Genomic DNA, 21,306 nt, shown 5'->3' with positions numbered 1-21,306 from the left:
ATTCCGCGATCCACGGCGACGCCCCGGACGGGCGTCGCCGTGTCGTTCGGTACCGGACGAGTGTCGCTACCGGCTGTACTCGTAGAAGCCGCGACCGGTCTTGCGGCCGAGGCGGCCGGCGTCGACCATCCGGCGCAACAGGGCCGGGGGCGCGTAGTGCGGTTCGGCGAATTCGGCGTACAGCGACTCCGAGGCGGCCAGCGCGATATCGAGGCCCACGGTGTCGAGCAGGGTCAACGGTCCCATCGGGTATCCGCATCCGCCCTTCATCGCAGCGTCGATATCCTCGGCGGTCGCATAGCCGGACTCCAGCATCCGCACCGCCTGGCACAGATACGGAATCAACAGCGCGTTGACGATGAAGCCGGAGCGGTCACCGGCCTGCACGGTGGTCTTGTGCAGGGTGTTCTTCGCGTAATCGGTGACCGCGGCGGCCGTCTCCGGGGCGGTGACCAGCGTGGAGATGATCTCCACCAGCGGCATCACGGGAACCGGGTTGAAGAAGTGCACACCGACGACCTGTTCGGGACGCTGGGTGGCGCCGGCGACCTTGATCACCGGGATCGAGGAGGTGTTGGTGGCGAGGATGCCGGTCGGCTTCACGATCTTGTCGAGCTTGCCGAAGATCTCGTACTTCAGCGATTCGATCTCCGGGGCGGCCTCGATGACCAGGTCACGGTCGGCGAACTCCTCGATATCGAGGGTCACCCGCACCCGCGCGATGGCCGCGTCGGCGTCCTCCTGAGTGATCTTGCCCTTGCTCACCCCGCGCGAGATCGAACCGGCGATGCGCTGCTGCGCAGCCTCGGCGAAGTCCGGAGTCGTCTCCAGGACGAGAACCTCGCTCCCGGCCTTCGCACACACCTCGGCGATGCCCGCACCCATGGTTCCGCCACCGATCACACCGATCAGCTTCACAGTCGTCTCTCCCACCATGTCGATTTCGACTTCTCTCGGATTCGTCCGGCACCCTCACCTCGGCGAGCGTCCCGGCGGACCCATTATCGCTGTTCGGGTAGTCGGGCCGTTCCGCGGGCGAACCGCGGCGGCTGATCGCGCGGCGCCCGGTCGTCTCGGTCCGCCACCATGGGGCGCGCCGCGACGCCGCCGATCGTTGGCAGCGAGCATCACCGCCCGGATCGCATGCCGGACTCATCCAGCGTCGTCTCACCTCTCGGCGCGAGTCACACCCAGCTGCCACAGGTTCTCGCCCGGAAGCTCGATCCGATGCCCGAATCCGGACTTCTCCAGCACCCGCACCGATGCCGGATTCGACGGCTCCACCTTCGCGATCACGGCGTCGACTTCCGTTGCGGTGAAGGCGAACTCGGTCAGCCCCCGCACCGCCTCGGGTGCGTAACCGCGACCGCGCCGCGAGGGCACGATCCCATATCCGATCTCGAGCGCACCGTCGCTCGGCGGCCAGAACCAGCCGAGGGATCCGGCGATCAGCCCGGTGGCCCGTTCGACCACCACCCGATGGCCGTGCCGGGCGACCGGGTCCAGCTGCGGAATCAGGCCCGCGACGACCCGATCTCCCTCCGCCGGAAAGTCATCGGCCCAATCCGGGAATCGCCGCGCGGTGAGCACCGCCTCGACCTCCGCGCCGGTCCAGCAGCGCAGCACGAGCCGATCTGTCACCACATCGCTCGCCGGGTCGACCGGGCCGGAATTGTCGCATTCTTCGATCACGACCCGATCGTTCCCGGTCCCCGATCCCGGGTGCAACCGATATTCGCCGGACGGATCCCTCGGCGGCAGGTCATCGGCGGCTAGGGTTTACGGCCTATCGCGGCGTATCCGGCGGCAGGCGGTGCGGTCGCGCCGGTGTCGAGCGCGCTGACACCGGCGGGCAGAGCCGGTGCGATACCGCCCGGGTGCCAGCTGTCGATCGCCACGACGCCGGGCTCGATCACCTCCAGCCCTCGGAAGAATCGCGAAATCCGCTCGTAGGAACGAGCTTCCATCGCTATGCCGCTCTGCTGATAAGCGGCCACCGTGCCCTCGACCATGTCCGGATCGAAGTCGGGGCTCAGATGCGTCATCACCAGGAACGACCCGGCGGCCAGCGGCGCGAGCAGCGTATCGATGATGTCGTACACCCGATCGCCGGGAATGAAGTGACACAGTGCGACCAGGCTCAGCGCCACCGGGCTCGAGAAGTCCAGCGTCTGTTCCACTTCCGGCGCGGCGAGAATCCGCTCCGGCTCGTTCACGTCCGCCTCGACGTATCGGGTAACGCCCTCCTGCGTACCGGTCAGCAGCGCCCGCGCGTGGGCCAGCACGATCGGGTCGTTGTCCACGTACACTACCCGCGCGTCCGGCGCCGCGTCCTGCGCGACCTGATGCAGATTCGGCTCGGTCGGAATCCCGGTGCCGATGTCGAGGAACTGGCGTACACCGAGATCGGCGCTCAAATGGCGGACCGCGCGCACCATGAACGCCCGATTGCCGCGGGCCACCGCCCTTACGGAAGGAATGGCCTGCTCGATCGCCGCCGCGGCCATCCGGTCGGCCTCGTAATTGTCACGCCCGCCGAGGTAGTAATCGTAGATGCGCGCACTGTGCGCCCGATCCTGCCCGAGATCCACCGCACCGCCGCTGTCGGCCACAATCCGCTCCTCTCCGCTGTCCCCGTAGGAGGAGTTAACCACTGCGACCGCTTCTCACACGTGCGCGGGATCGACCACGGGAGCGCCTATCTCGCGGGCAGGATGTGTGGATTGAGGGTCAGTGCGGGGTCGATCCCGTTGCGGATCGCTTTCATCACTTCGATGTCGACCGCCGAACGAGCCAGGTGTATCCAGGACGCCTTCGATCGGCCGATGCCGTGCTCGGCGCTGATACTCCCGTCGTATTCCGCAACCAGCTCGAAGACCCGCCCGGTGATCCGCTGGGCCTGCTGCGGTTCGACATCCAACAGGTTGACATGCACGTTGCCGTCGGCGATATGGCCGAACAGAATCACCCTCGCATCCGGGAATTCCGCGGTGACGGTGCGGGTCAGCGCGTCGACGAAGGGCTCCACCGCGGCCAGCGGTGTGGTGATGTCCAGTTTGACCGGGGGCGTCGAGGAGGCGGCGTTGACGGATTCGGTATGCGCTTCGCGGTAACTCCACAACCGCGCCGCGCGATCGCGCTCGACGGTGGCGTCGACCACGAGATCGCCTGCCAGTTCCAGTGTTCGCAGCAGCAGCGCCTCACTGTCCGGGGGTCCGGATACCTCGACCAGCAGGTAGTACGGCACATCGGTGCTCAGCGGACGCCGCAGCCCACGATGCCGGCCGACCAGAGTCACGCCCGCGTCGGTCATGAATTCGGCGGCCTCGATGGTCAGGCCGGTGCGCCGCAACGAATCGACCAGACGTGGCGCGGCGCCGACCGTCGGGATGCCGAGCAGTGCGCAGTGCGTCTGTGACGGCGGCACATGAAGTTTCATCAATACCTTGGTGACGACGCCGAGCGTCCCCTCGGATCCGGCGAGCAGGCTCGGCAGGTGATAGCCCACATTGTCCTTGCGGAAGCTCTTCCACCGGGTGAGCACGCTGCCGTCGGGCATGACCGCTTCGATGCCGAGCAGTTGCGCCCGGGTGTCGCCGTATTTGATCATCCGGACGCCACCCGCGTTGGTCGCCACGATCCCGCCCAGGGTGGCCGAATCGCGTGAGGCGAGGTCGATGCCGAAGGTCAGGCCGGCCTCGCGCGCCGCGGACTGAGCCCGCGCGACGGTGACACCGGCGCCGGCGGCCAGGGTGTGACCGATCGGGTCCACGCCGTCGATCCCGTTCAGGCGCACCAGGCTCAGCACGACCTCGTCGTGCATCGGGACCGAGCCGCCCACCAGTCCGGTGTTGCCACCCTGCGGCACCACGCCCACGCCCGCTCGATTGCACGCCGCGATCACCCGGGCCACCTCACCGGTGTCGGCGGGCCGCACCACCGCGCTGGTGGCGCCGCGCCAGCGCCCCGTCCAGTCGGCGACGTACTGCGCCGTCACATCGGATTCGGTGAGAACATGTGCCGCACCGACGATGTCGGTGAGTTCGGAGACGACATCTGAGCCCACTGCCGGACTACTCCTTCCCGGATCCGTCGCCGCCGACGGCGCGTTCGGCCGCGATGCGCAGGACCCGGCCGCGTGCGAGGAACCATCCACCGACCAGGACCGGGCCCATGATCACCACCGCGGCGATCACCGCGCCGCGCTGGATCTCGTCGTCGCTGCACGCCATCAGCACGACGACGGCGGCGAGGAACACCAGCGTGGCGATGCTCGTGTACGGCGCGCCGAACAGCCGGAACGACGGGCGTTCGAGCAGCCCCTGCCGCCACCGCTGCCACAACCGCAGCTGGCACAGCACGATGGCCGCCCACGCCGACAGGACGCCGATCGCCGACATGTTCAGCACGATCTCGTACGCCTTGTTCGGGACCACGGCGTTCACCCCGACACCGAGCAACGCGATCGTCCCGGTCGCGAGGATACCGACGTAGGGCACGCCGCCGCGCGACATCCGAGCGGCCGCCGCCGGTGCGCTGCCGTTCGCCGACATCGACCGCAGGATGCGGCCGGTCGAGTACAACCCGGCGTTCAGACTCGAGAACGCGGCGGTCAGAACGACCAGGTTCATCACCGAATCAGCGCCTCCGACACCGAGTTTCGAGAAGAACGTCACGAACGGGCTGACACCCGGCGCGAAAGCCGTGTACGGCAGCAACAGTCCCAGCAGAACCAGCGAACCGACGTAGAACACCGCGATTCTGGCGATGACCGAATTGATCGCGCGCGGCATGATCTTCGCGGGGTGGTCGGTCTCCCCGGCCGCCGTGCCGACCAATTCCACGGCGGAGTAGGCGAAGACGACGCCGGTGGTCACGGTCACCAGCGGCAGCAGCCCGGCCGGGAACAGGCCGCCGTGGCCGGCGATCACACCGATACCCGTCGCCTGCCCGTCGAGGGCGAACCGGCCGCCGAGGAAGACAGTGCCGACGACCAGGAAGATCACCAGGGCCGCGACCTTGATCAACGCCGCCCAGAACTCCATCTCGCCGAACCATTTCACCGACACCAGATTGATCGAGACCACGATCCCCAACGCGATCAACGCGATGGTCCACTGCGGAATCACCCGGAACGCATGCCAGTAGTGCACATACGTCGCGATCGCGGTGATGTCGACGATGCCGCTCATGCACCAGTGGAAGAAGTACATCCACCCGACGCCGAAAGCCAGCTTCTCCCCGTAGAACTCGCGCGCGTAGGACACGAACGAGCCCGAGGACGGTCGATGTAGCACGAGCTCACCGAGGGCCCGCAGGATGAAGAAGACGAAGATCCCGCACACGCCGTAGACCAGGAACAACCCCGGCCCGGCGGCGTGCAGCCGACCGCCCGACCCGAGAAACAGTCCGGTGCCGATGGCGCCGCCGATGGCGATCATCTGCAACTGACGCGGGCGCAGCGACTTGTGGTAGCCGACGTCCTCGGCGGCGAACATTTCCGAGGAGGTCACCGAAGGCCGGATCGCCGCCATTGTCGCCCCCTCCCGCAGCACGCCATATATCGTCAGATAATGTACCGCTGAACGACGGGACGTTCAATAGGTTGGTTCGCGTTCGTCAACCCAGGGACCAGGGTGCGGCGGCGCGTTTCCCTGCCCATCGCTCAGGATCGCATTCCAGAGCGTTGCGCTGCCACTGTCCGAGTTCGGCTGCGACCGCGTATGTTTCACGGAGGAACTGGGCGACCATCGCGTTCGCGTCGTTGGCCGCGCGCACGGTTTCGTAGGGCAGGATGAACTCTCCCAGGTCCGCGGCGTACCTCGCGCCGGGCACCTGCAGGCGACGTTCGCGGTAGCCGTCGGGTTCGGGATACGAGTAGGCGTAGAACGCGCCTTCCTCCCCGCCGCCCGGCCAGAATCCGCAGCTGCTGAGTTCGTGGGAATAGCCCTCCACCATCACCCAATCCGCGCAGTGCGGCGCACCGCCACCGTGTTCGGGCGCGGTCCGTCCCGAGAAACGAGTGCAGGCCAGATCCATTGCGCCCCAGTAGAAATGCACCGGGCTGGACTTACCGGTGAAGCCGGACCGGAACTCGTTGAGCAGGCGATCGGCGTGCACCAGCTGGCGCCAGAACGTGTGCGCGGCGTCCGGATCGTAGGAGGCGTGCACGGTGTCCTCGGCGAAGGGAATCGACGGCTCGACTTCGTTGGGGCGGCCCTGAATCCGTGTCTCGAGCCCGAGTTCATCGAGGGCGTAGGTGGTTTCGGCATAGAACTGCGCGACAGATTTCGGCGCGAGCGCCACGGTGCGAGTGTCGCCGGTGTCGGCCCGGATCACCAATCGGTGTGCGAGGAAGTCGAATTCGATATCGAAGAGCCGATCACCGTACGGGATCGCCGAGGTCGTCAGCCCGCGCGGGCTGACATAGAGGGTCACCTGCCACCAGTGATTCAGCAAGGGAGCGTGGGCCAGCCGGATCTTGCCGACGATCTGCGTCCACATGTGCAGGGTCTCGCGCGTATCCGTCCAGTCCGCCACTCGCAACTGCGGCCATGAGGTGGTGGAATTCGTCGCCGGCATATCGGTCGGTCCCTTCGTCGCCGGTATCGGTTCGGTCCGGGCATCGCACACCGCCGCCCCGCGAGACGGCGGCGTATCGGCGACATCCCTGCCGCCTCGGCCATCCACAGCGCCGAGTACCGGAACCGGAGCAGGCCACCAGAGCGCCCCGATCCGAGCGAAGAGGTCGGAAGCACCGATGTGGCCACGGTATCGCACACGTCGAGCGAAATGCCGTCGCCCGCCCGTACCGGCCGCTCCGCTCGTGATCCGGGCGAGCCCTCACGTCAGGAAGCGCTGCAGTTCGGCCGTGACGAACTCGGGGTTCTCCTCGACGAGCCAGTGCCCCGCATGCGGGACATCGACCGCACGCACGATATCGGTGATGCGCGGGGAGATCGTGGCCCGGACCGCCTCGAGCTGTCCCTGGGCGGTCATGAGCAGGGTCGGCACATGTGTCGGCGCCGCTGCGGCGGTATCCCGGACATCCTCGTCGAGGGCGCGGTAGAGCTCGAAGCCTCCCGACAGCGCCGCGGGCCTGCGATAGGTGCGCGCGAATTCGTCGATGTCGGCGTCGGTGAACGGCGAGCGATCGGAGGTGCCGCCGAATGCCGTGCCACCGAAGGACACCTGCGGATAGAACAGGGCCAGGTACTCGCGGACATGATCACCGACGACCGTTTCGGGGATGGCGCGCTGGGAGTGGAAGGCGATATGCCAGCTCATCGTTCGATAGGCCGACGCGTCGATCGCGGGCCCGGGCAGCGGCAGGTCCAGGTAGCCCAGGCGGGCGGTATCGGCGGGGAACTGGGCGGCGTATTCGAACGCGACGGCCGCGCCGAAGTCGTGGCCGACGACCCGGGCGTCGCGCACGCCGAGCCGTTCGGCGATCAATGTGTGCACGTACCGCGCCAAAGTGGCCTTGTCGTAGCCGGTCGGTGTGCCGGTGCTGTCGCCCAGTCCGGGCAGGTCGATGGCGTAGACGGTGTGCTGCTCGGCCAGGGCGGGCATGATCTTCCACCAGCCGTACCATGTCTGCGGCCAGCCGTGGATCAGTACCACCGGGCTACCGCTGCCGCCGGTCACATAGTGCATACGGACGCCGCCCACCTCGGCGAACTCGTGCCGGAAAGTGTTCTCGAACGCGGCGTCGCCGTGCGTCACGCCGGCATAGGGGGCAACGGCGGGGGTGGTCGTGGAGCAGGCCGCGGTCCCTGTGGTGAGCAGGATCGCGAGTGCGAGGATGGCCATCGCGCGTGTGGGCCGCGGTCGGATTGCGGTGATCATGGGGTCCTGTCCTGGAGGAAGTCAGCGGCCGGTGGCGCCGTCGATCAGTTCGCGAAGGATGTCGGCGTGGCCCGCGTGCCGGCCGGTCTCCTCGATCATGTGGGTGAGCGCCCAGCGGACGCTCGGGGCAGAGCGAAGCCGCCGCGGCCGGGGCATCGGCGCACCGAGATCGGTACAGCCGTCGAGTATTTCGTTCGAACGCTCGACCGCGGCCCGGTAGCGGGCGACCACGTCGGATACGCGGTCCGCCGGCGGGACGTGGAATGTCGCCTGCCAGTCGGACACGGTGTCCCCCAAGAAGATCGAGCGCTCGACGACGGTCAGATGCTCGAGCAGGCCGAGCAGGTTCGTACCCGACGGCACCGCCGCCGCGCGCACCCCGGGTTCGGGTGCACCCTCGACCTTCGCGGCGATCGAGGTGCGGAGATAGTCGAGAAATCCGCGCAGAACCTCGACCTCGTCACTTCCGGTCCGCGGCGGCGGGGTATCCCGGCGGCGGGTGCGGCGCGTGGTGGTGGGCACGAGAACTCCTTCGGTCGGATGCGCTCAGTCTCACCGGGCCCACCACGATCCGGCACGCGATCTTGCGGTTCCGGCAAGATGGGCCCATGGACCCCGAAACCGGAGATGTACTCGACGCCGTGGGGCCGAGGCTGCGCGCGCTGCGCCGCGCCCGCGGGATCACCCTCGCCGATGTCGCCACACTCACCGGGGTGTCGGAGAGCACGCTGTCCCGCCTGGAGAGCGGGCAGCGCCGGGCAACCCTGGAACTACTGTTACCGCTGGCCCGCACCTACGACGTTCCGCTCGACGATCTCGTCGGGGCCCCGCGCACCGGCGACCCCCGCATTCACCTGAAGCCGATCCGGCGGGCCGGCATGGTGTTCGTGCCACTCTCGCGGCGGCCGGGCGGGGTCCAGGCGTTCAAGATGCTGATTCCCGCCCGGCCGGAACCGCTCGAACCGACGCCGCAGATTCACGACGGTTTCGAATGGTTGTACGTGCTCAACGGTCACCTGCGGCTGGTACTCGGCGATCGCGACCTGACCCTGCCACCCGGTGAGGCCGCCGAGTTCGATACCTCTACGCCACACTGGCTGGGCAGCGCCGACGGTGGCGCGGTCGAACTGCTCATCCTGTTCGGCCTGCACGGGGTCCGGGCACACGTGCGGGCCGAGCGGCCGCACGCCGGGCCGGAAAGGAGTGAACGACCTCGACAGGCCTGAGCTCGCGAACCGGGCGGTTGCCGCACCAACCGAATCGCGGCAGCCCCGACGACGCACGGGCAGTGAGGAAGTCGGTGGCTACGACCCCGCGACGGGACTGAGGCAGCTGGCCGGTGGATCGACGAAGATGCAGAGCGACGGGGCACGAGTGGGCCGGTAGCCGCCGGGCACACCGCCCGCGGCGACGATCTGTGAGTAGGTGCCCACCGCGTCGGTGGGGCGGCGAGTGAGCGACGGATCGGTGCGCACGTCGACGGTGAAGAGCCCGAATCGTGGTGTGTAGCTGCCCCATTCGTAATTGTCGGTGAGGCTCCAGTAGTTGTACCCCATCACGTTCATACCGTCGGCCTTCGCGCGCTGCAGCCAGTACACGGTGTCGCGGAGGTGGTCGCTGCGGGTATAGCCGTCCCCGCGCGGCAGACCGTTCTCGGTGGGCATGCCGTTCTCCACGATGTACAGCGGCTTGCCGGGAAGACGGCGTGAATAGCGCTGCAGCGCATAGTAGATACCCTCGGGACGCAGTGGCATCTCCCACAGGCGGGGGCCCGGCAGGTTCGGCAGCGACGATCCGGTGGCCCGTCCGATCGCGCTGTACAGCGACTGCGCCGGGTCGAAGCCGAAGTAGTAGTCCACACCCACATAGTCGAGCCGGGCCGCGATCCGATCGATCAACTCACCGTTGACCTGGTCCTCCGCACCCGCGACATATCCGACGTTGGCGGTCACCTGGGCGCCGGGCTGCCGCTGGTGAATGTAGTCGTAGATGGTGTTGTGGGCATCGACGACCCCGTTCAGCATCCCGCCCGCGTCGGCGCCCGCCTCACGGACCTCGTTCTGAATGTAGGCGACGGGCTCGTTCACGGTGACCCACAGCGGATTTCGCGACGCGTAGCGATCGACGACAGCACGCATATTGGCCAGCCAGTCACCGACCATTCCCGGATTGCGCCACCCGCCCCGGTCCGCCTCCCAGCCCGGGTACACCCAGTGGTCCAAGGTGATCATCGGCCGCATCCCGGCCCGCACGATGGTGTCGACGACCGAATCGTAGAAGCGAAAGGCGTTCTCGTCCCACACCCCGGGCGCGGGCTGCAGCCGAGCCCATTCGATGCCGACCCGGAATACCCGCATGCCCATATCGGCGGCCAGCCGGATGTCGGACTCGTAGCGATCGGCGAAGTCGACCGAATTCTGCAGTGGTTCGTATCCGGGGTTGCGAGCGATGTACCGCGTCCAATTACTGTCGGGCGAGCGGCCTTCGGACTGGAATCCGGAACTCGCCACACCCCACAGGAAGCCGGAATCCAGCGAAGAGAGCGCGGCCGACCGCACGGGTGGCGCCGCCAAGGCCGGAGTACCGGCCAGCAACACCGCCGCAACAGCGACGAACACGGCCGAAGCATTCCGAAGAATCCGGGATCGCATCAATTCAGGGTAACGAACACCACCCTGCCCGCGCTGAGGATCGGCGACGGGGACACATAGCTACAGCCCCAACGACTTCCGCCACAGCACACCAGCGACCCGCGAGCATCACCCGCCCTCGCAGGTCACGGCGGCAGTAACCGGCGCGGACGCGGAATCGGGCGTTGGGGCACACTGGACGGATGGCACATTCCGCCGCGAGCCGCCCCACCCCCGCAGATCTGGCCGCCGCGGCGGGCCGGACCATTCCGGATCTGCTGGCACCGGATCTGCGGGTACTGTTCTGCGGAATCAATCCGGGACTGTGGTCGGGAGCGACCGGTCACCACTTCGCCCGCCCCGGAAACCGTTTCTGGCCGGCACTGTTCCGGTCCGGATTCACCCCGCGCCTGTTCCGCCCCGATGAGCAGGAGGAACTGCTCGCGCTCGGATTGGGCATCACCAACGTCGCGGCGCGCACGACGGCGAAGGCCGACGAGCTGACGCCGCAGGAACTGCGTGACGGCGGCCGAGCGCTCACCGAGAGAGTACGTCGCAATCGCCCCCGCATCCTGGCCGTTCTCGGCCTGGGCGCCTATCGCACGGCATTCGGCCGGCCGAAGACCACCGTCGGCCGCCGAGCCGAGACGCTCGGCGGCACCGCCATCTGGGTGCTGCCCAATCCGAGCGGCCTCAATGCCCACTACACACTGGACGCCCTGGCGACCGAGTTCCGAAAGCTGCGGCAGGCGGCCGAATCCGGGTGAGGCCGGTCTCTCGCGGATCGCGCGAGAAGTTCGCGGCAGCGCGCCCGCGACGGCCGGAAGACATCCGGTCGTCGCGGGGTCGCGGCCTACCGTCCGGCCACACCGACCGGCACTAGTTGCGATACCGGAACAGGATCCGGCCGCGAGTGAGGTCGTAGGGACTCACCTCGACGAGCACACGGTCCTGCAGCTGGATCTTGATGTAGTTCTTCCGGATCTTCCCACTGATATGGGCAAGCACCTGATGCCCGTTCTGCAGTTCCACCGTGAAGGTGGCGTTGCGCAGGCACTCGGTCACGGTGCCCTCGATCTCGATTCCCTTCCCGTTCCTACTCATCGCAGCACCAGTTCCAGGTTGTTGTTCACACACTGGGCTCCGATGCCCTCGAACAGCGCGACGGCCGCGGCGTTCGATTCGTTCACTTCGACCGCCGCCCTGGGAATCCCGCGCTCGTGCAGGGCGCCCAGCGCATGCGCCAGCAGCGCCCGCGCGATGCCCCGGCGGCGCTGATCGGCCCGCACGGCGATCAGCCCGATCCGCGGCAGCCGAGTCACCTGCACGACGCGGATCAGTCCCACATATCGATCCGATTGTGCCGCCACCGCATATTTCGACGGATCCACCACGGTGTCACCGCCTCTGCGCGGCATGATCTCGGCCGGCATCTCCTGCCAGCCGACCGTCGCCTCCACCTCGTCCCGAATCGCTCGATCCACTTGGCGCAGTGGAGCTTCCGCCGCACAACCGGCGGCCAAGATCGTCGTATCCGACGGCGGGGCGGCCGTATCGAGCCCGGTGACCTGTGGGTCGGTCGGCACGAGGCATTCCCGTTCGCGCCGCCGCGTGATGAAACCGGCGCTCTCCCAGCGGGTTACGAGGTCTCGATCGGCCTCGTCGACCACCGTGTACAGCGGCCTCGGCAAGCCGGCCAGCATCGCGGCGGTGAGCGGGCCGAAGGTATCGGGCCGCCACGAGTCGATACTGACGAAGAGCCGGCCGTCGGGCCGTGGCGAGATATCGCCCGACCCGATCGGCACGCCGCGATGCACTGCCTGCCACTGCGTCTGCGAGACGCGTGTGATGACAGTGGGGTGTTCGTTGGAATCGGACGTGAAATCCACAGAATTCATGCTTATCGCCCTTTCGGAGCAGCCTTGAACGACAGGCGCTCCCGGCGACAGCTAGATCGTTCGCCCAACCGTGACGTCGAGAGGGAGCTCCCACTTCGATACAACGTTCATGGGTCTCACCTCCTCGCGTGCTGTCACGGTCCGCATAACGATACCGAGGGTGCGTGTGCCGCGCAAAGGGGTTTTTCCGGAGCAGGTTCTTCCGGAGGAGCCACCGCCGGCGTGTGCGCGGCCGCTTCCCGCAATCACGTGGCGGGCTCGCCGAACCAGCGAGCGAGGTGATCGTTCAGGTCCTGCTGCTGTTCGCCGATCCAGGCGATGTAACCGTCGGGGCGCAGCAGTAGGGCCGGAACATCCAGTGCCGCAGCGGAATCCGCGATGCGGTCGACCCGGTCCGACCAGCCCGCCACGGAAAGGCGTTGGGTGCGGTCGAGTACCACACCACGACCTTCGTGGAGCCGTTCGTAGAGACGGCCGTGTGTCAGCGCGACGTCGCGCAGCCGACGGCCGAGCAGGTCGGGGCCCGCGCCGAAGTCGTAGCGGATGTCGATCGCGGTGATCTTCTCGATCAGGTAGCGGTTCACGTCGTCGAAGTCCATCAGTTCGGTCAGCAGCCTGCGCACCGCCTGCGGACCGGATTCGAGGGACTGCAGTTCCGTCTGAGCGCGGGTGTTGTCGAGAACGGCCGCGGCGACGGGATGGCGTTCACTGCGGTAGGTGTCCAGCAACGTTTCCGGCGCCCAGCCGCGGACCTGCGCGGCCAGTTTCCAGCCGAGGTTGACCGCGTCTTGAACACCCAGGTTCAACCCCTGACCGCCGACGGGTGGATGGACATGGGCCGCATCGCCGGCCAGCAGCACCCGGCCGACCCGGTACTGCTCGGCCAGCCGGGTGGCATCGCCGAAGCGGGACAGCCAGCGCGGGGAGTGCACTCCGAAATCGGTACCGGCGATGGCACGTAACTGCTGTTTGAAGTCATCGAGAGTGGGCGGTTCCGCGCGGTCCTCACGGACCTCCGCGGCGGGAATCACGACGCTGTACACCCTGTCGCCGAAGGGCCGGAACACGAATCGCCGTGTGGTCTCGGCGATCTCGGCCACCGTGGCGGCGACTTCTTCGCGCGTCACGCCCACCTCCATCTCACCCATCAGCGTGTCGTTGCGCGCGGGCTCACCGGGGAAGCCGACACCGAGCAGTTTGCGCACCGTACTGCGGGCACCGTCACAGCCGACGAGATAACGCGACCGCAACCTGTTCCCGTCGGCCAGCTCGACAGTCACCCCCGCGTCGTCCTGCTCGAAACCGGTTATCGCACACCCACTTCGGACCTGCGCGCCCAGGCCGACCGCATGCTCCTCGAGCAGCCGATTGATCACCGGCTGCGGAATACCCAGCAGATACGCGTGCGTGGAATCCAGGCCCTCGGGCGCGGGGGCGGGAATCCCGGCGAAGAGACCGCCGACCGGGCGCTGTCTGCCGTGTTCGAGCAGGCGATCCAGCAGTCCGCGCATCGCCATCAGTTCGAGGCTGCGCATGTGCAGGCTGACGATGCGCACGAACGACCCGGGCTCGGATTCCTTCTCCAGAACGAGCACCCGTACATCGTGCAGCCGCAGTTCGGCGGCCAGCATCGCACCGGTCGGCCCGCACCCGGCAATGATCACATCGAACATGAACCACCCGTCCACTCGTTCTCGCCCATCCGGTCGCCGTGCCTCCCGGCATCGAGCGGCCGTCGATGCACGCCTATCGCCGATTCCGGGTTTCCGCAGGTCCTGGCACTGGCGGCCCATTGTGCGGCACCTGCGAAGCCTGCCGCAAGCGATATATGGGCGAAGGGGCGGGATCGATCACCATGGCGGTTCGCGCCATCGGTCACCGCCGTATCCGATCGCGCGTGATGTGGCGGCAATGGCAGGAACCGCTCGGCTCCAGAACGCACAGGCCGGTAGGAGTGTCGAGTCAGGACTGTGAAACGCTCGATTCGGTCCGCCGGGATCGATCGGTGGCGATGATGAGTGCGCTGACGGCGAGCGCGGGGAGCGCCCACAGCGCTGCGGTGACGTAGCCGTTCCGGGTGGGGAGCAGCGCGTCGTCCGGGGTGGTGGCGGACAGCAGGAGCCCGGCGAGCGCGCTGCCGATGCTCATTCCGATGCTGCGGGCGATCTGGTTGATCGAGAGCACACTCGCCGTTTCCGCTCGAGGCACGCCGACGAGGACGAGCTTGGGCATCACCGCGAACACACCTCCGACGGCGAAGCCGAGCAGGGCGATCGCGACGAGCACGGCCGGCAGCGACCGGTTGCCCACCGCGAACAGCAGCGCGCCGGCGACGGCGACGGCGCTCGAGAACGCGTAGGTCCAGCGTTCGGTGAGGCGCGCGACGAGTCGCGGAACCGCCTTTCCCGCAACGAATCCGAGCAGTGAGAACGGGATCAGTGCCGCACCCGCGGCGACACCGGGCAGTGCGAATCCGTAATCGGCGGTGGTAGGAGTCTGCACGTAGCGGGTGAACAGGCTGAACAGCAGGTACAAACCCGCCCCCGCCACGAGTATCGCCGAGTTCGCCCGGAGCGCGGGTCCCCGGCTCAGCAAGCGCAGGTCCACCAGTGGTGCCGTGGTGCGCAATTCGATGAACGCCCACCCGGCCAGGATCGCGGCGGAGCCGGCCAGGAGTCCGGCGGCCGGCCACCCGCTCGCCCACAGCGCGGGTTCGGCGATGACCAGGAGCAGGCCGAGAGTGCCGAGCGCGAGCAGCAGCGCGCCGGTGACATCGATCCGGGGCAGTTCCCCTGGCGCCTCCGCCGGCAGTGTCCGCCAGGCGATGACGAGTGCGACGGCGGACAGCACGAGTCCCAGGCCGTAGGCGGCGCGCAGGCCCACGACTTGGTCGAGCAAGCTGATCGCGGGATAGCCGACCCCGATGCCGACGGTCGACGCGACCGACAGCGCGGCGATCGTCGATGCCGAGCGCTCGGGCGGGAGATGGGTACGAGCCACACTCATCAACAGCGCGCCGACCGCGACCGCGAGCCCCTGTAATCCGCGTCCGATCAGCAACGCCGCGAACGGAAGTGGGAGCACCGTCAGCAGTCCGCCCACCATGACCAGGGCGAGGGTTGCCAGGATGGTGACACGTCGATACGGTCCACTGCCCAGCCTGCCCAGCACCGGGCCCGCGATCGCCCCGCTGAACAGCGTCACCGTCAAGGTCCACTGCGCGGCGTCCAGCGACACGCGCATTCCCGTGGCGACCGGCGTGATGAGCGGCGCTCCGACACTGCCGATCACCGCGCCCGCCAACGCCGTGCATACCAGAGCGGGGCCGAGCCGTCCGTCCCGCTGGGCGGAGACGTCTACGCGGGTGCTCATCGGTTCGTCTCGGTGGTGATGTGCGCGAACAGACCGGACCGGATCCGGGTGCGCACGCCCTCGGCCCATGCGGCGTCGACCTGTTCGACGTCCATCGCGGCGCCGGCGTTCAGCAACATCCCGAAGGCCAGGAACGTCTTCACCGTCACCGGATCGAGTGCGGTGCCGTCCTCGGCGGTTCCCCACAGCCGCGCGAAACACGACCGCACCGCATCCCGAACCTCCGGATCACCGCATGCGGCGAGGCCCTGAAGCTGCAACAACAACCCGGTCCGGTCGGCCAGCAGGTCGAAGTACTGCGCGCCCATCGCCGAGAGCGAATCCAGGCCGGTCTTCCCCTCCCCCGCGACTCGCATCCCGTCGCTGACACGTTCGAAGGCCGCTCGCACGAGTTCCAGGAACAGGGCCTTCTTCGTCCCGAACATCCGGAAGACATACGCCTGCGTGATCCCTGCGCTCCTCGCGATCGCCTCCGTCGACGCCCCGTGCAATCCGTGTTCGGCGAACTCCTTCGCCGCGATGGCCAGCACTTGGGCGCGTCGCTCGGTTCCGCTCATCCGCTCCGCCATGCGGCATAAGTTACCAGTCACTAACTACTAACAAAATGTGACGCCTGTCCACCCCGGCAATACGGGCGGAGTGCCGGTCGACGATCTGCTCATCCCCGCGGCGACGATCATCCTGGCCGCACGATCCCAGCGGCTCGCGGCCGAGCCCCGGCCGACCGTGAACATCGTTGCCTGACAACGAAACCGACCTAGGTGAGCGCGGGCGTCCACCCCAGTTCGGGGGCGATCAGCTCCACCGTGTCGTGCAGGATCTGCTCGTAGTCCGCACGATGGAACTCATACGGCAGTTCCGGGCGTAGTTCGCCGGTCTGCGCCAGCACCGGATCGGCGCGCAGCTGTTCGAGAATCTGCTCGGCGGTCCCGACGACATCCGAGGCGAACAGCACCCGCCGCTCGCCCTGCGGGCCGAGGGTGCGTTCGTAGCGGCTCGCGGCGTAGGCGCGGTATCGCTCGCGGGTCGCGCGATCGGCGCTGTCGAATGGAACGATCACCCGGCCGACCGCGACGCGTGCCGGTCGGACCGGATCGATCCGCTCGCGGTAATCGCTGATCAGTCCCAGCTGCGCGGTCGCGAAATCGTCACTGCGATAACCGAATACGATGTTTCCGCTGAGCAGATTCAGCCCGTTGTCCGCGGCCCAGCGCACCGACCGGGTGCTCCCGCCGCCGTACCAGACGCGGTCGGCCAGGCCCGGACTGTACGGCTGTAGGCGCGGGCGCTGAGTATTGCCCGGCGAATGAATCACGGTGTCGGCATCACCGAGATAGTGACCGCGCAGGTTCTCGATCAGCCGGGAGACCCGGCCGTAGGACAGATCGAAACTGTGCCAGTCACCGTCGAAGACCAGATCGCCGATCAGGTCGGCATGCGGTGGCCTTCCCGCACTGAATCCCGGCTGCAGGCGCCCCCTGGACAGGACATCGGCCAGCGACAAGTCCTCGGCCAGCCGGAACGGGCTCTCGTAGCCGATCGGAATGACCGCCGCGCCCAACTCCACTCGGCTCGTGCGCTGGGCGGCGGCGGCCAGGAAGACCGCCGCCGAACCGACACCGTGCTCGAGATGCCGCTGCCGGACCCACGCGCCGTCGAACCCGAGGCGCTCGCCGTACTCGAACAGCCGCAGCGTGTCCTCGAGGCCGGTGTACGGATCGTCGTCGAGGTAGTTGCCCGGAGTCAGAAACGCCAGAGCGCTGATCCGCGGAGAGCTCATCCCCGGCGCTCGTAGGGAATCTTCTCCCCCGCCTCGACGGCGATCGGCAACCGATTCTGCGCCGGTGGCAGCGGGCAGGTCGCCAGATCGGTGTATGCGCACGGCAGATTCACCGCTCGATTGAAGTCGAGCACCACCGTCGCGTCGGCGGCCGGCGCCGGTACCTGCAGCACCCGATTCGCCGCGTAGGTGCTGACACCCGAGGTCGCGTCGGTGAACAACACCGACAGATCACCGGCGTTCTTGCCGGGGAACGCGGTCAGGCGCAACGGCTGACCGTCGACCTCGAATTCGACCTCTCCCGGAGCGTCGTAGACGTGCTCGAGCCCTTCCACCGCCGCGCCGACCGTCGTCGGGCGCGGCTCGTCGAAGGCGACATAGCGACCGGTCACCACCCACTTGCGATCCGGCGCGAATGCCGGAGTGCCGTGAAAAGCGGTGCGCAGCGGATTGTCCGGATGCCGAGGACGCACGATATCGTTGCCGCCCCGCTTGGCGACCTCGATCACCGCATCTCCCCACACCGCGTTCACACCACCCCGTTCGGGGATGACACCGAACGCGTAGCGGCCGCGCACCGGATCTCCGTCGATGCTCAGCTCTTCACCCTCGTCCAGCACGACCACCACACCGTCGGTCCCGGTCGACCACGCGCCGGGCGCATCGCCGAAACGCTGCGGGGTCTCGGTGAGCCAGTGCAGACCCGTGATGGCCAGGAACCCGTGCCGGTCGGACAGCTGCGCCTCCTGCCGCCGATGCCATGCCTGCCACTCGGTGGTGAACGTGTCCGCTTCGGTGGCCGACGTCGCCTGTGCTGCCATGTCATCGATGTAATCCGATACCTCGGCCGGCGAACAGGATTGCGCTCAGTAGGAACGCAACTCGTGCGCAGTCGCGTTCGCGTAAGCCTCCACGAGACTGCGGGCCCTCTCATCCGACCGCCACCGGCTGAGTCCGACGCATCGGGTTCGGCCCGGGTAGAACCGGAGTGCGAGCGGTGGGTAGCACCCGAGCCCGATGTGGTTGCGGGCCGGGGCCTTCTACGGTCGCACCGTGCGTCCCCTCGTCCTCGTCACGATCTGCGCAGTGGCGATGCTGCCGGCCGCGTGCGCGCCCCGCCCGCCCGCAACTGTCCCGAGTCCGGCGGCTGGAGCCGACGCCTCGGACAGAGTGCGCGGTGACCTCGACACAGTGGTCCGCACCGGCGCTGTCGGAGCCATTGCCACTCTCACCACGGGCGGATCCACGACCGTGGCGACTTCCGGCCTCGCCGACATCGCGGCGAAGACCGCGATACCCACCGATCGTCCCGAATACGTGCGTGTCGGCAGTATCACCAAGACCTTCACCGCCGCGGTCGTGCTGCAACTGGTGGCCGAACACAGAATCGCTCTCGACGTCTCGGTGGACACCTATCTGCCCGGTCTGCTCAGCGATGCGCGCGACATCACGGTGCGCCGGATCCTGGGGCATCGCAGCGGTCTGCCCGAACCGCCCGACTCTCCGGAGACGAACGAGTACCAGGCGGCGCGAGACGGCCGGACCTTCACGCCCGCGCAAGAGATCGAGCTCGCCCTGCGGTATCCCCTGAAGTTCGCCCCCGGCAACCGATTCGAGTACTCCAACACCAATTACATCGTCGCCGGCATGGTGATCGAGGCGGTTACCGGGCATCGCTACGGCGACGAGCTGCGCGATCGCATTTTCACACCGTTGCATCTGTCGAACACCTATCTGCCCGCCACCGGCGAACACGTTCTGCGCGACCCGCATCCCACCGGCTACGGCACGGTCGAGGGCATCGTCACCGACGAGACCCGCATGGAACCGTCGCTGCCGTGGGCTTCGGGTGCGATGGTCAGCACCGGCGCGGACCTCAACCGATTCTTCATCGCCTTGGCGGCCGGACAGATAGTCCCGCAGGCCGAGTGGAGCCAGATGCTCGACGGCGCCGATATGGGCAACGGCGACGGCATGTTCTACGGTCTCGGAGTCGGCTACACCCGATTACAGTGCGGCGCACAGTTCGTCGGCAATGTCGGCGGCGTGTACGGATTCTCCGCCATCGCGGGCGCCACCGACACCGGGCGCGCGGCCGCGATCTCCTATACCGGCACACCCGCGGCCGTGGATATCCGCAGCCTGCTCAACCACGCCCTGTGCGAATGAGCCCGGCGCACCACCGCGGCGAACCGACTGAACGCGACGTCGGTCGAGCCGATACGCCCGGCCTGCCGAGAAGCGAGACGGGCGCGCGCCTGCTATCTCGAAGAGGGGCGGCGCCGCATCGCGTCGTCGGCATCGTGGGGATCACCGTTCCTTCGTATTCGGCTGCCGCAGTGAGGGATCGGTGGTCGCGCCGCCATCGCCGGGCGCGGCCGGCTCTCGGTGCTACGCGACCGGTGCGGCGCTGGCGGAGCGCCGGGCCCGCAGCAGTGCGGGCCGGTGTTCACCGTCGGAGAACCAGTGGTGCGAACCGGGTTTGCGGGCCTCGGTAGCCAGGTGCTTGATCCCCGCTTCGCACGCGAATTCCTTGAGCTTCTTACCGGCGAACCCACCGAAGTACAGCCGCATGGCGGTCTCGTCCTTGTGACCGAGCTGGTAGATCCCGGCGTCGCGGCCGAAGCTGAGGCACATGGCGGGAAAGGCGAGGTCGATCGGTGCGGGCTGTTCACCGGCGATCCGGTGCAGCACGGTGTCGGCCGCGTGTGCTCCCAGGCAGTACGCCGTGTACGCACTCATCCGGAACGGCAGGTCCGAGGGGGCCGACGAATCACCCGCCGCGACGATGCGTTCGTCGTCGATACTGGTCAGCGTCTCGTCGGTGAGCAGACGCCCGGTCGCGTCGACGCTCAGCCCGCTGCGACCGGCCAGGTCGGGGACGCCGAAGCCGGCGGCCCAGATCGTGACCTCACTCGTCAGGGTCCGGCCGTCGCCGAGCTGTACAGCGTGGCGCTCGATGGCGGTGACGTCGGACCCTTCGACGACGGTCACCCCGAGCTTCGCGAGGTACTTGCGGGCGGTGCGCCGGGCCTTGGGGTGCAGGTAGGGAGCGAGAACGCTACCGCAGGCCACGGTGATCGCGCGTCCCTGCTCGGCCAGCTCGGCGGCGGTCTCGATGCCGGTCGGTCCGCCCCCGATCACCGTCACCGGGACCGAGACCGGGGTGTCGAACAGGACCGACCGCAGTCGTTGCGCAGCCTCCACAGTCGCTACCGGATAGGCGAATTCGGCCGCGCCCGGCACCCGCGGCGCGGGGATCCCGCTTCCCACCGCGTAGACCAGGTAGTCGTATCCAATGCTGTCTCCGCCGCTCAGGTGCACCGTGCGGGCGTCCGCGTCGATCCGCGTCACGCTGTCGACCACCAGCCGGACCTGCTCGGCCAGGATCTCCCGGTATTCGACGGCCGCGTCGTGGGTCGCGCCCACCAGCTGGTGCAACCGCAGCCGCGGCACGAAAACCTCGCGGGGGTTGATCACGGTCACCCGCACATCGTCACGCTGCAGGAGGCGGTTGGCCGCCATCACACCGGCGTACCCGCCACCGATCACAACGACTTCGTTGGTGCTCATTGTTATCTCCGTTCGATGAGGTGTCGGGCATGAGACGCCGCATCCCCGGCGGCTGTGACAGCGGGTGAGGCAGGTCACGGAGTTTGTGCTGCCGGCCGGCTCGGTCCTGCTGCCCTGGCAACAGACCGAGACAACGACACATCGCGCCGATGACGGAGCCTGCCTCGAGCACCGAGCGGTGTGAACCGTTACCCGTGACGGACAC

Annotated in this window: 21 protein-coding genes; 4 read left to right on the top strand and 17 right to left on the bottom strand. The window is 67.9% G+C overall.

Annotated features, from left to right (window positions below):
- Window positions 1-66: 66 nt before the first annotated feature.
- The 8 genes from LKD76_RS13390 to LKD76_RS13355 all read right to left on the bottom strand — a co-directional run bounded on the left by LKD76_RS13390 (window position 67) and on the right by LKD76_RS13355 (window position 8,370).
- On the bottom strand, window positions 67-918 hold the full coding sequence (locus LKD76_RS13390) for a 3-hydroxybutyryl-CoA dehydrogenase (RefSeq protein WP_227981579.1): 852 nt from the start codon (window positions 916-918) through the stop codon (window positions 67-69).
- Window positions 919-1,167: 249 nt separating this feature from the next.
- Complete coding sequence (locus LKD76_RS13385) at window positions 1,168-1,692, bottom strand: GNAT family N-acetyltransferase (protein WP_227981576.1); 525 nt, start codon at window positions 1,690-1,692, stop codon at window positions 1,168-1,170.
- A gap of 80 nt (window positions 1,693-1,772) precedes the next feature.
- Window positions 1,773-2,612: an SAM-dependent methyltransferase gene (locus tag LKD76_RS13380; protein ID WP_227981575.1), complete on the bottom strand. Its 840-nt coding sequence runs from the start codon at window positions 2,610-2,612 to the stop codon at window positions 1,773-1,775.
- A gap of 86 nt (window positions 2,613-2,698) precedes the next feature.
- Window positions 2,699-4,066 carry an FAD-binding oxidoreductase gene (locus LKD76_RS13375; protein ID WP_227981573.1) on the bottom strand — a complete coding sequence of 456 codons (1,368 nt, stop codon included), beginning with the start codon at window positions 4,064-4,066 and terminating at the stop codon, window positions 2,699-2,701.
- Window positions 4,067-4,073: 7 nt separating this feature from the next.
- Window positions 4,074-5,534 (bottom strand): amino acid permease, encoded by a 1,461-nt coding sequence (locus LKD76_RS13370; protein WP_227981572.1) that lies wholly within the window; start codon window positions 5,532-5,534, stop codon window positions 4,074-4,076.
- Window positions 5,535-5,619: 85 nt separating this feature from the next.
- Window positions 5,620-6,582, bottom strand: a complete 963-nt coding sequence (locus tag LKD76_RS13365; protein ID WP_227981571.1) for a DUF5996 family protein — start codon at window positions 6,580-6,582, stop codon at window positions 5,620-5,622.
- A gap of 261 nt (window positions 6,583-6,843) precedes the next feature.
- Window positions 6,844-7,848 carry an alpha/beta fold hydrolase gene (locus LKD76_RS13360; RefSeq protein ID WP_227981570.1) on the bottom strand — a complete coding sequence of 335 codons (1,005 nt, stop codon included), beginning with the start codon at window positions 7,846-7,848 and terminating at the stop codon, window positions 6,844-6,846.
- Between the two features lie 21 nt (window positions 7,849-7,869).
- Window positions 7,870-8,370: a DinB family protein gene (locus LKD76_RS13355; protein ID WP_227981568.1), complete on the bottom strand. Its 501-nt coding sequence runs from the start codon at window positions 8,368-8,370 to the stop codon at window positions 7,870-7,872.
- Between the two features lie 86 nt (window positions 8,371-8,456).
- Between LKD76_RS13355 and LKD76_RS13350 the strand changes: the two genes are divergently transcribed.
- Window positions 8,457-9,074 carry a helix-turn-helix domain-containing protein gene (locus LKD76_RS13350; RefSeq protein WP_227981566.1) on the top strand — a complete coding sequence of 206 codons (618 nt, stop codon included), beginning with the start codon at window positions 8,457-8,459 and terminating at the stop codon, window positions 9,072-9,074.
- A 78-nt stretch (window positions 9,075-9,152) separates the two neighbouring features.
- Here LKD76_RS13350 and LKD76_RS13345 read toward each other — a convergent pair whose 3' ends face one another.
- Window positions 9,153-10,499, bottom strand: a complete 1,347-nt coding sequence (locus LKD76_RS13345; protein ID WP_227981565.1) for a family 1 glycosylhydrolase — start codon at window positions 10,497-10,499, stop codon at window positions 9,153-9,155.
- A gap of 182 nt (window positions 10,500-10,681) precedes the next feature.
- On the opposite strand from LKD76_RS13345, the gene mug reads away from it, so the two are divergent.
- On the top strand, window positions 10,682-11,245 hold the full coding sequence (gene mug, locus LKD76_RS13340) for a G/U mismatch-specific DNA glycosylase (RefSeq protein ID WP_227981562.1): 564 nt from the start codon (window positions 10,682-10,684) through the stop codon (window positions 11,243-11,245).
- A 112-nt stretch (window positions 11,246-11,357) separates the two neighbouring features.
- On the opposite strand, the gene infA is transcribed toward mug, so the two are convergent.
- The 5 genes from infA to LKD76_RS13315 all read right to left on the bottom strand — a co-directional run bounded on the left by infA (window position 11,358) and on the right by LKD76_RS13315 (window position 16,317).
- The gene (infA, locus tag LKD76_RS13335) at window positions 11,358-11,582 is read right to left on the bottom strand and encodes a translation initiation factor IF-1 (protein WP_227981561.1); all 225 of its coding nucleotides are present in this window, start codon (window positions 11,580-11,582) and stop codon (window positions 11,358-11,360) included.
- Complete coding sequence (locus tag LKD76_RS32055) at window positions 11,579-12,367, bottom strand: GNAT family N-acetyltransferase (RefSeq protein ID WP_227981559.1); 789 nt, start codon at window positions 12,365-12,367, stop codon at window positions 11,579-11,581. The genes infA and LKD76_RS32055 overlap by 4 nt, the downstream gene beginning before the upstream one ends.
- Before the next feature lie 254 nt (window positions 12,368-12,621).
- Window positions 12,622-14,049, bottom strand: a complete 1,428-nt coding sequence (gene rox, locus LKD76_RS13325; RefSeq protein WP_227981558.1) for a rifampin monooxygenase — start codon at window positions 14,047-14,049, stop codon at window positions 12,622-12,624.
- Between the two features lie 289 nt (window positions 14,050-14,338).
- Window positions 14,339-15,748 (bottom strand): MFS transporter, encoded by a 1,410-nt coding sequence (locus tag LKD76_RS13320; RefSeq protein WP_227981557.1) that lies wholly within the window; start codon window positions 15,746-15,748, stop codon window positions 14,339-14,341.
- Window positions 15,745-16,317 carry a TetR/AcrR family transcriptional regulator gene (locus LKD76_RS13315; RefSeq protein ID WP_227981555.1) on the bottom strand — a complete coding sequence of 191 codons (573 nt, stop codon included), beginning with the start codon at window positions 16,315-16,317 and terminating at the stop codon, window positions 15,745-15,747. The genes LKD76_RS13320 and LKD76_RS13315 overlap by 4 nt, the downstream gene beginning before the upstream one ends.
- Window positions 16,318-16,354: 37 nt before the next feature.
- On the opposite strand from LKD76_RS13315, the gene LKD76_RS13310 reads away from it, so the two are divergent.
- Window positions 16,355-16,492, top strand: a complete 138-nt coding sequence (locus LKD76_RS13310) for a hypothetical protein (RefSeq protein WP_227981554.1) — start codon at window positions 16,355-16,357, stop codon at window positions 16,490-16,492.
- A 13-nt stretch (window positions 16,493-16,505) separates the two neighbouring features.
- Here LKD76_RS13310 and LKD76_RS13305 read toward each other — a convergent pair whose 3' ends face one another.
- Both LKD76_RS13305 and LKD76_RS13300 read right to left on the bottom strand, forming a co-directional pair.
- A complete protein-coding gene (locus tag LKD76_RS13305; protein WP_227981552.1) occupies window positions 16,506-17,528 on the bottom strand; it encodes an LLM class flavin-dependent oxidoreductase in 1,023 nt (340 codons plus the stop codon).
- A complete protein-coding gene (locus LKD76_RS13300; protein ID WP_227981550.1) occupies window positions 17,525-18,349 on the bottom strand; it encodes a DUF1684 domain-containing protein in 825 nt (274 codons plus the stop codon). Before LKD76_RS13300 ends, LKD76_RS13305 begins: the two co-directional genes overlap by 4 nt.
- A gap of 196 nt (window positions 18,350-18,545) precedes the next feature.
- Between LKD76_RS13300 and LKD76_RS13295 the strand changes: the two genes are divergently transcribed.
- Window positions 18,546-19,697, top strand: a complete 1,152-nt coding sequence (locus LKD76_RS13295) for a serine hydrolase domain-containing protein (protein ID WP_372465802.1) — start codon at window positions 18,546-18,548, stop codon at window positions 19,695-19,697.
- A 222-nt stretch (window positions 19,698-19,919) separates the two neighbouring features.
- Here LKD76_RS13295 and LKD76_RS13290 read toward each other — a convergent pair whose 3' ends face one another.
- Entirely contained in the window at window positions 19,920-21,101 is a 1,182-nt protein-coding gene (locus tag LKD76_RS13290) for an NAD(P)/FAD-dependent oxidoreductase (protein WP_227981548.1), read from the bottom strand.
- Between the last annotated feature and the right edge of the window lie 205 nt (window positions 21,102-21,306).

Source organism: Nocardia spumae, from assembly GCF_020733635.1.
Taxonomy (GTDB): domain Bacteria; phylum Actinomycetota; class Actinomycetes; order Mycobacteriales; family Mycobacteriaceae; genus Nocardia; species Nocardia spumae.
This window is presented reverse-complemented; position numbering and strand designations above follow the sequence as displayed.

Coding starts and splice junctions, on each gene's coding strand:
- LKD76_RS13305 (WP_227981552.1), bottom strand. CDS start 17,528: ATGAGCTCTCCGCGGATCAGCGCTCTGGCGTTTCTGACTCCGGGCAAC.
- infA (WP_227981561.1), bottom strand. CDS start 11,582: ATGAGTAGGAACGGGAAGGGAATCGAGATCGAGGGCACCGTGACCGAG.
- LKD76_RS13360 (WP_227981570.1), bottom strand. CDS start 7,848: ATGATCACCGCAATCCGACCGCGGCCCACACGCGCGATGGCCATCCTC.
- LKD76_RS13370 (WP_227981572.1), bottom strand. CDS start 5,534: ATGGCGGCGATCCGGCCTTCGGTGACCTCCTCGGAAATGTTCGCCGCC.
- LKD76_RS13295 (WP_372465802.1), top strand. CDS start 18,546: ATGTGGTTGCGGGCCGGGGCCTTCTACGGTCGCACCGTGCGTCCCCTC.
- LKD76_RS13315 (WP_227981555.1), bottom strand. CDS start 16,317: ATGGCGGAGCGGATGAGCGGAACCGAGCGACGCGCCCAAGTGCTGGCC.
- LKD76_RS13365 (WP_227981571.1), bottom strand. CDS start 6,582: ATGCCGGCGACGAATTCCACCACCTCATGGCCGCAGTTGCGAGTGGCG.
- rox (WP_227981558.1), bottom strand. CDS start 14,049: ATGTTCGATGTGATCATTGCCGGGTGCGGGCCGACCGGTGCGATGCTG.
- LKD76_RS13300 (WP_227981550.1), bottom strand. CDS start 18,349: ATGGCAGCACAGGCGACGTCGGCCACCGAAGCGGACACGTTCACCACC.
- LKD76_RS13290 (WP_227981548.1), bottom strand. CDS start 21,101: ATGAGCACCAACGAAGTCGTTGTGATCGGTGGCGGGTACGCCGGTGTG.
- LKD76_RS13350 (WP_227981566.1), top strand. CDS start 8,457: ATGGACCCCGAAACCGGAGATGTACTCGACGCCGTGGGGCCGAGGCTG.
- LKD76_RS13320 (WP_227981557.1), bottom strand. CDS start 15,748: ATGAGCACCCGCGTAGACGTCTCCGCCCAGCGGGACGGACGGCTCGGC.
- LKD76_RS13345 (WP_227981565.1), bottom strand. CDS start 10,499: ATGCGATCCCGGATTCTTCGGAATGCTTCGGCCGTGTTCGTCGCTGTT.
- mug (WP_227981562.1), top strand. CDS start 10,682: ATGGCACATTCCGCCGCGAGCCGCCCCACCCCCGCAGATCTGGCCGCC.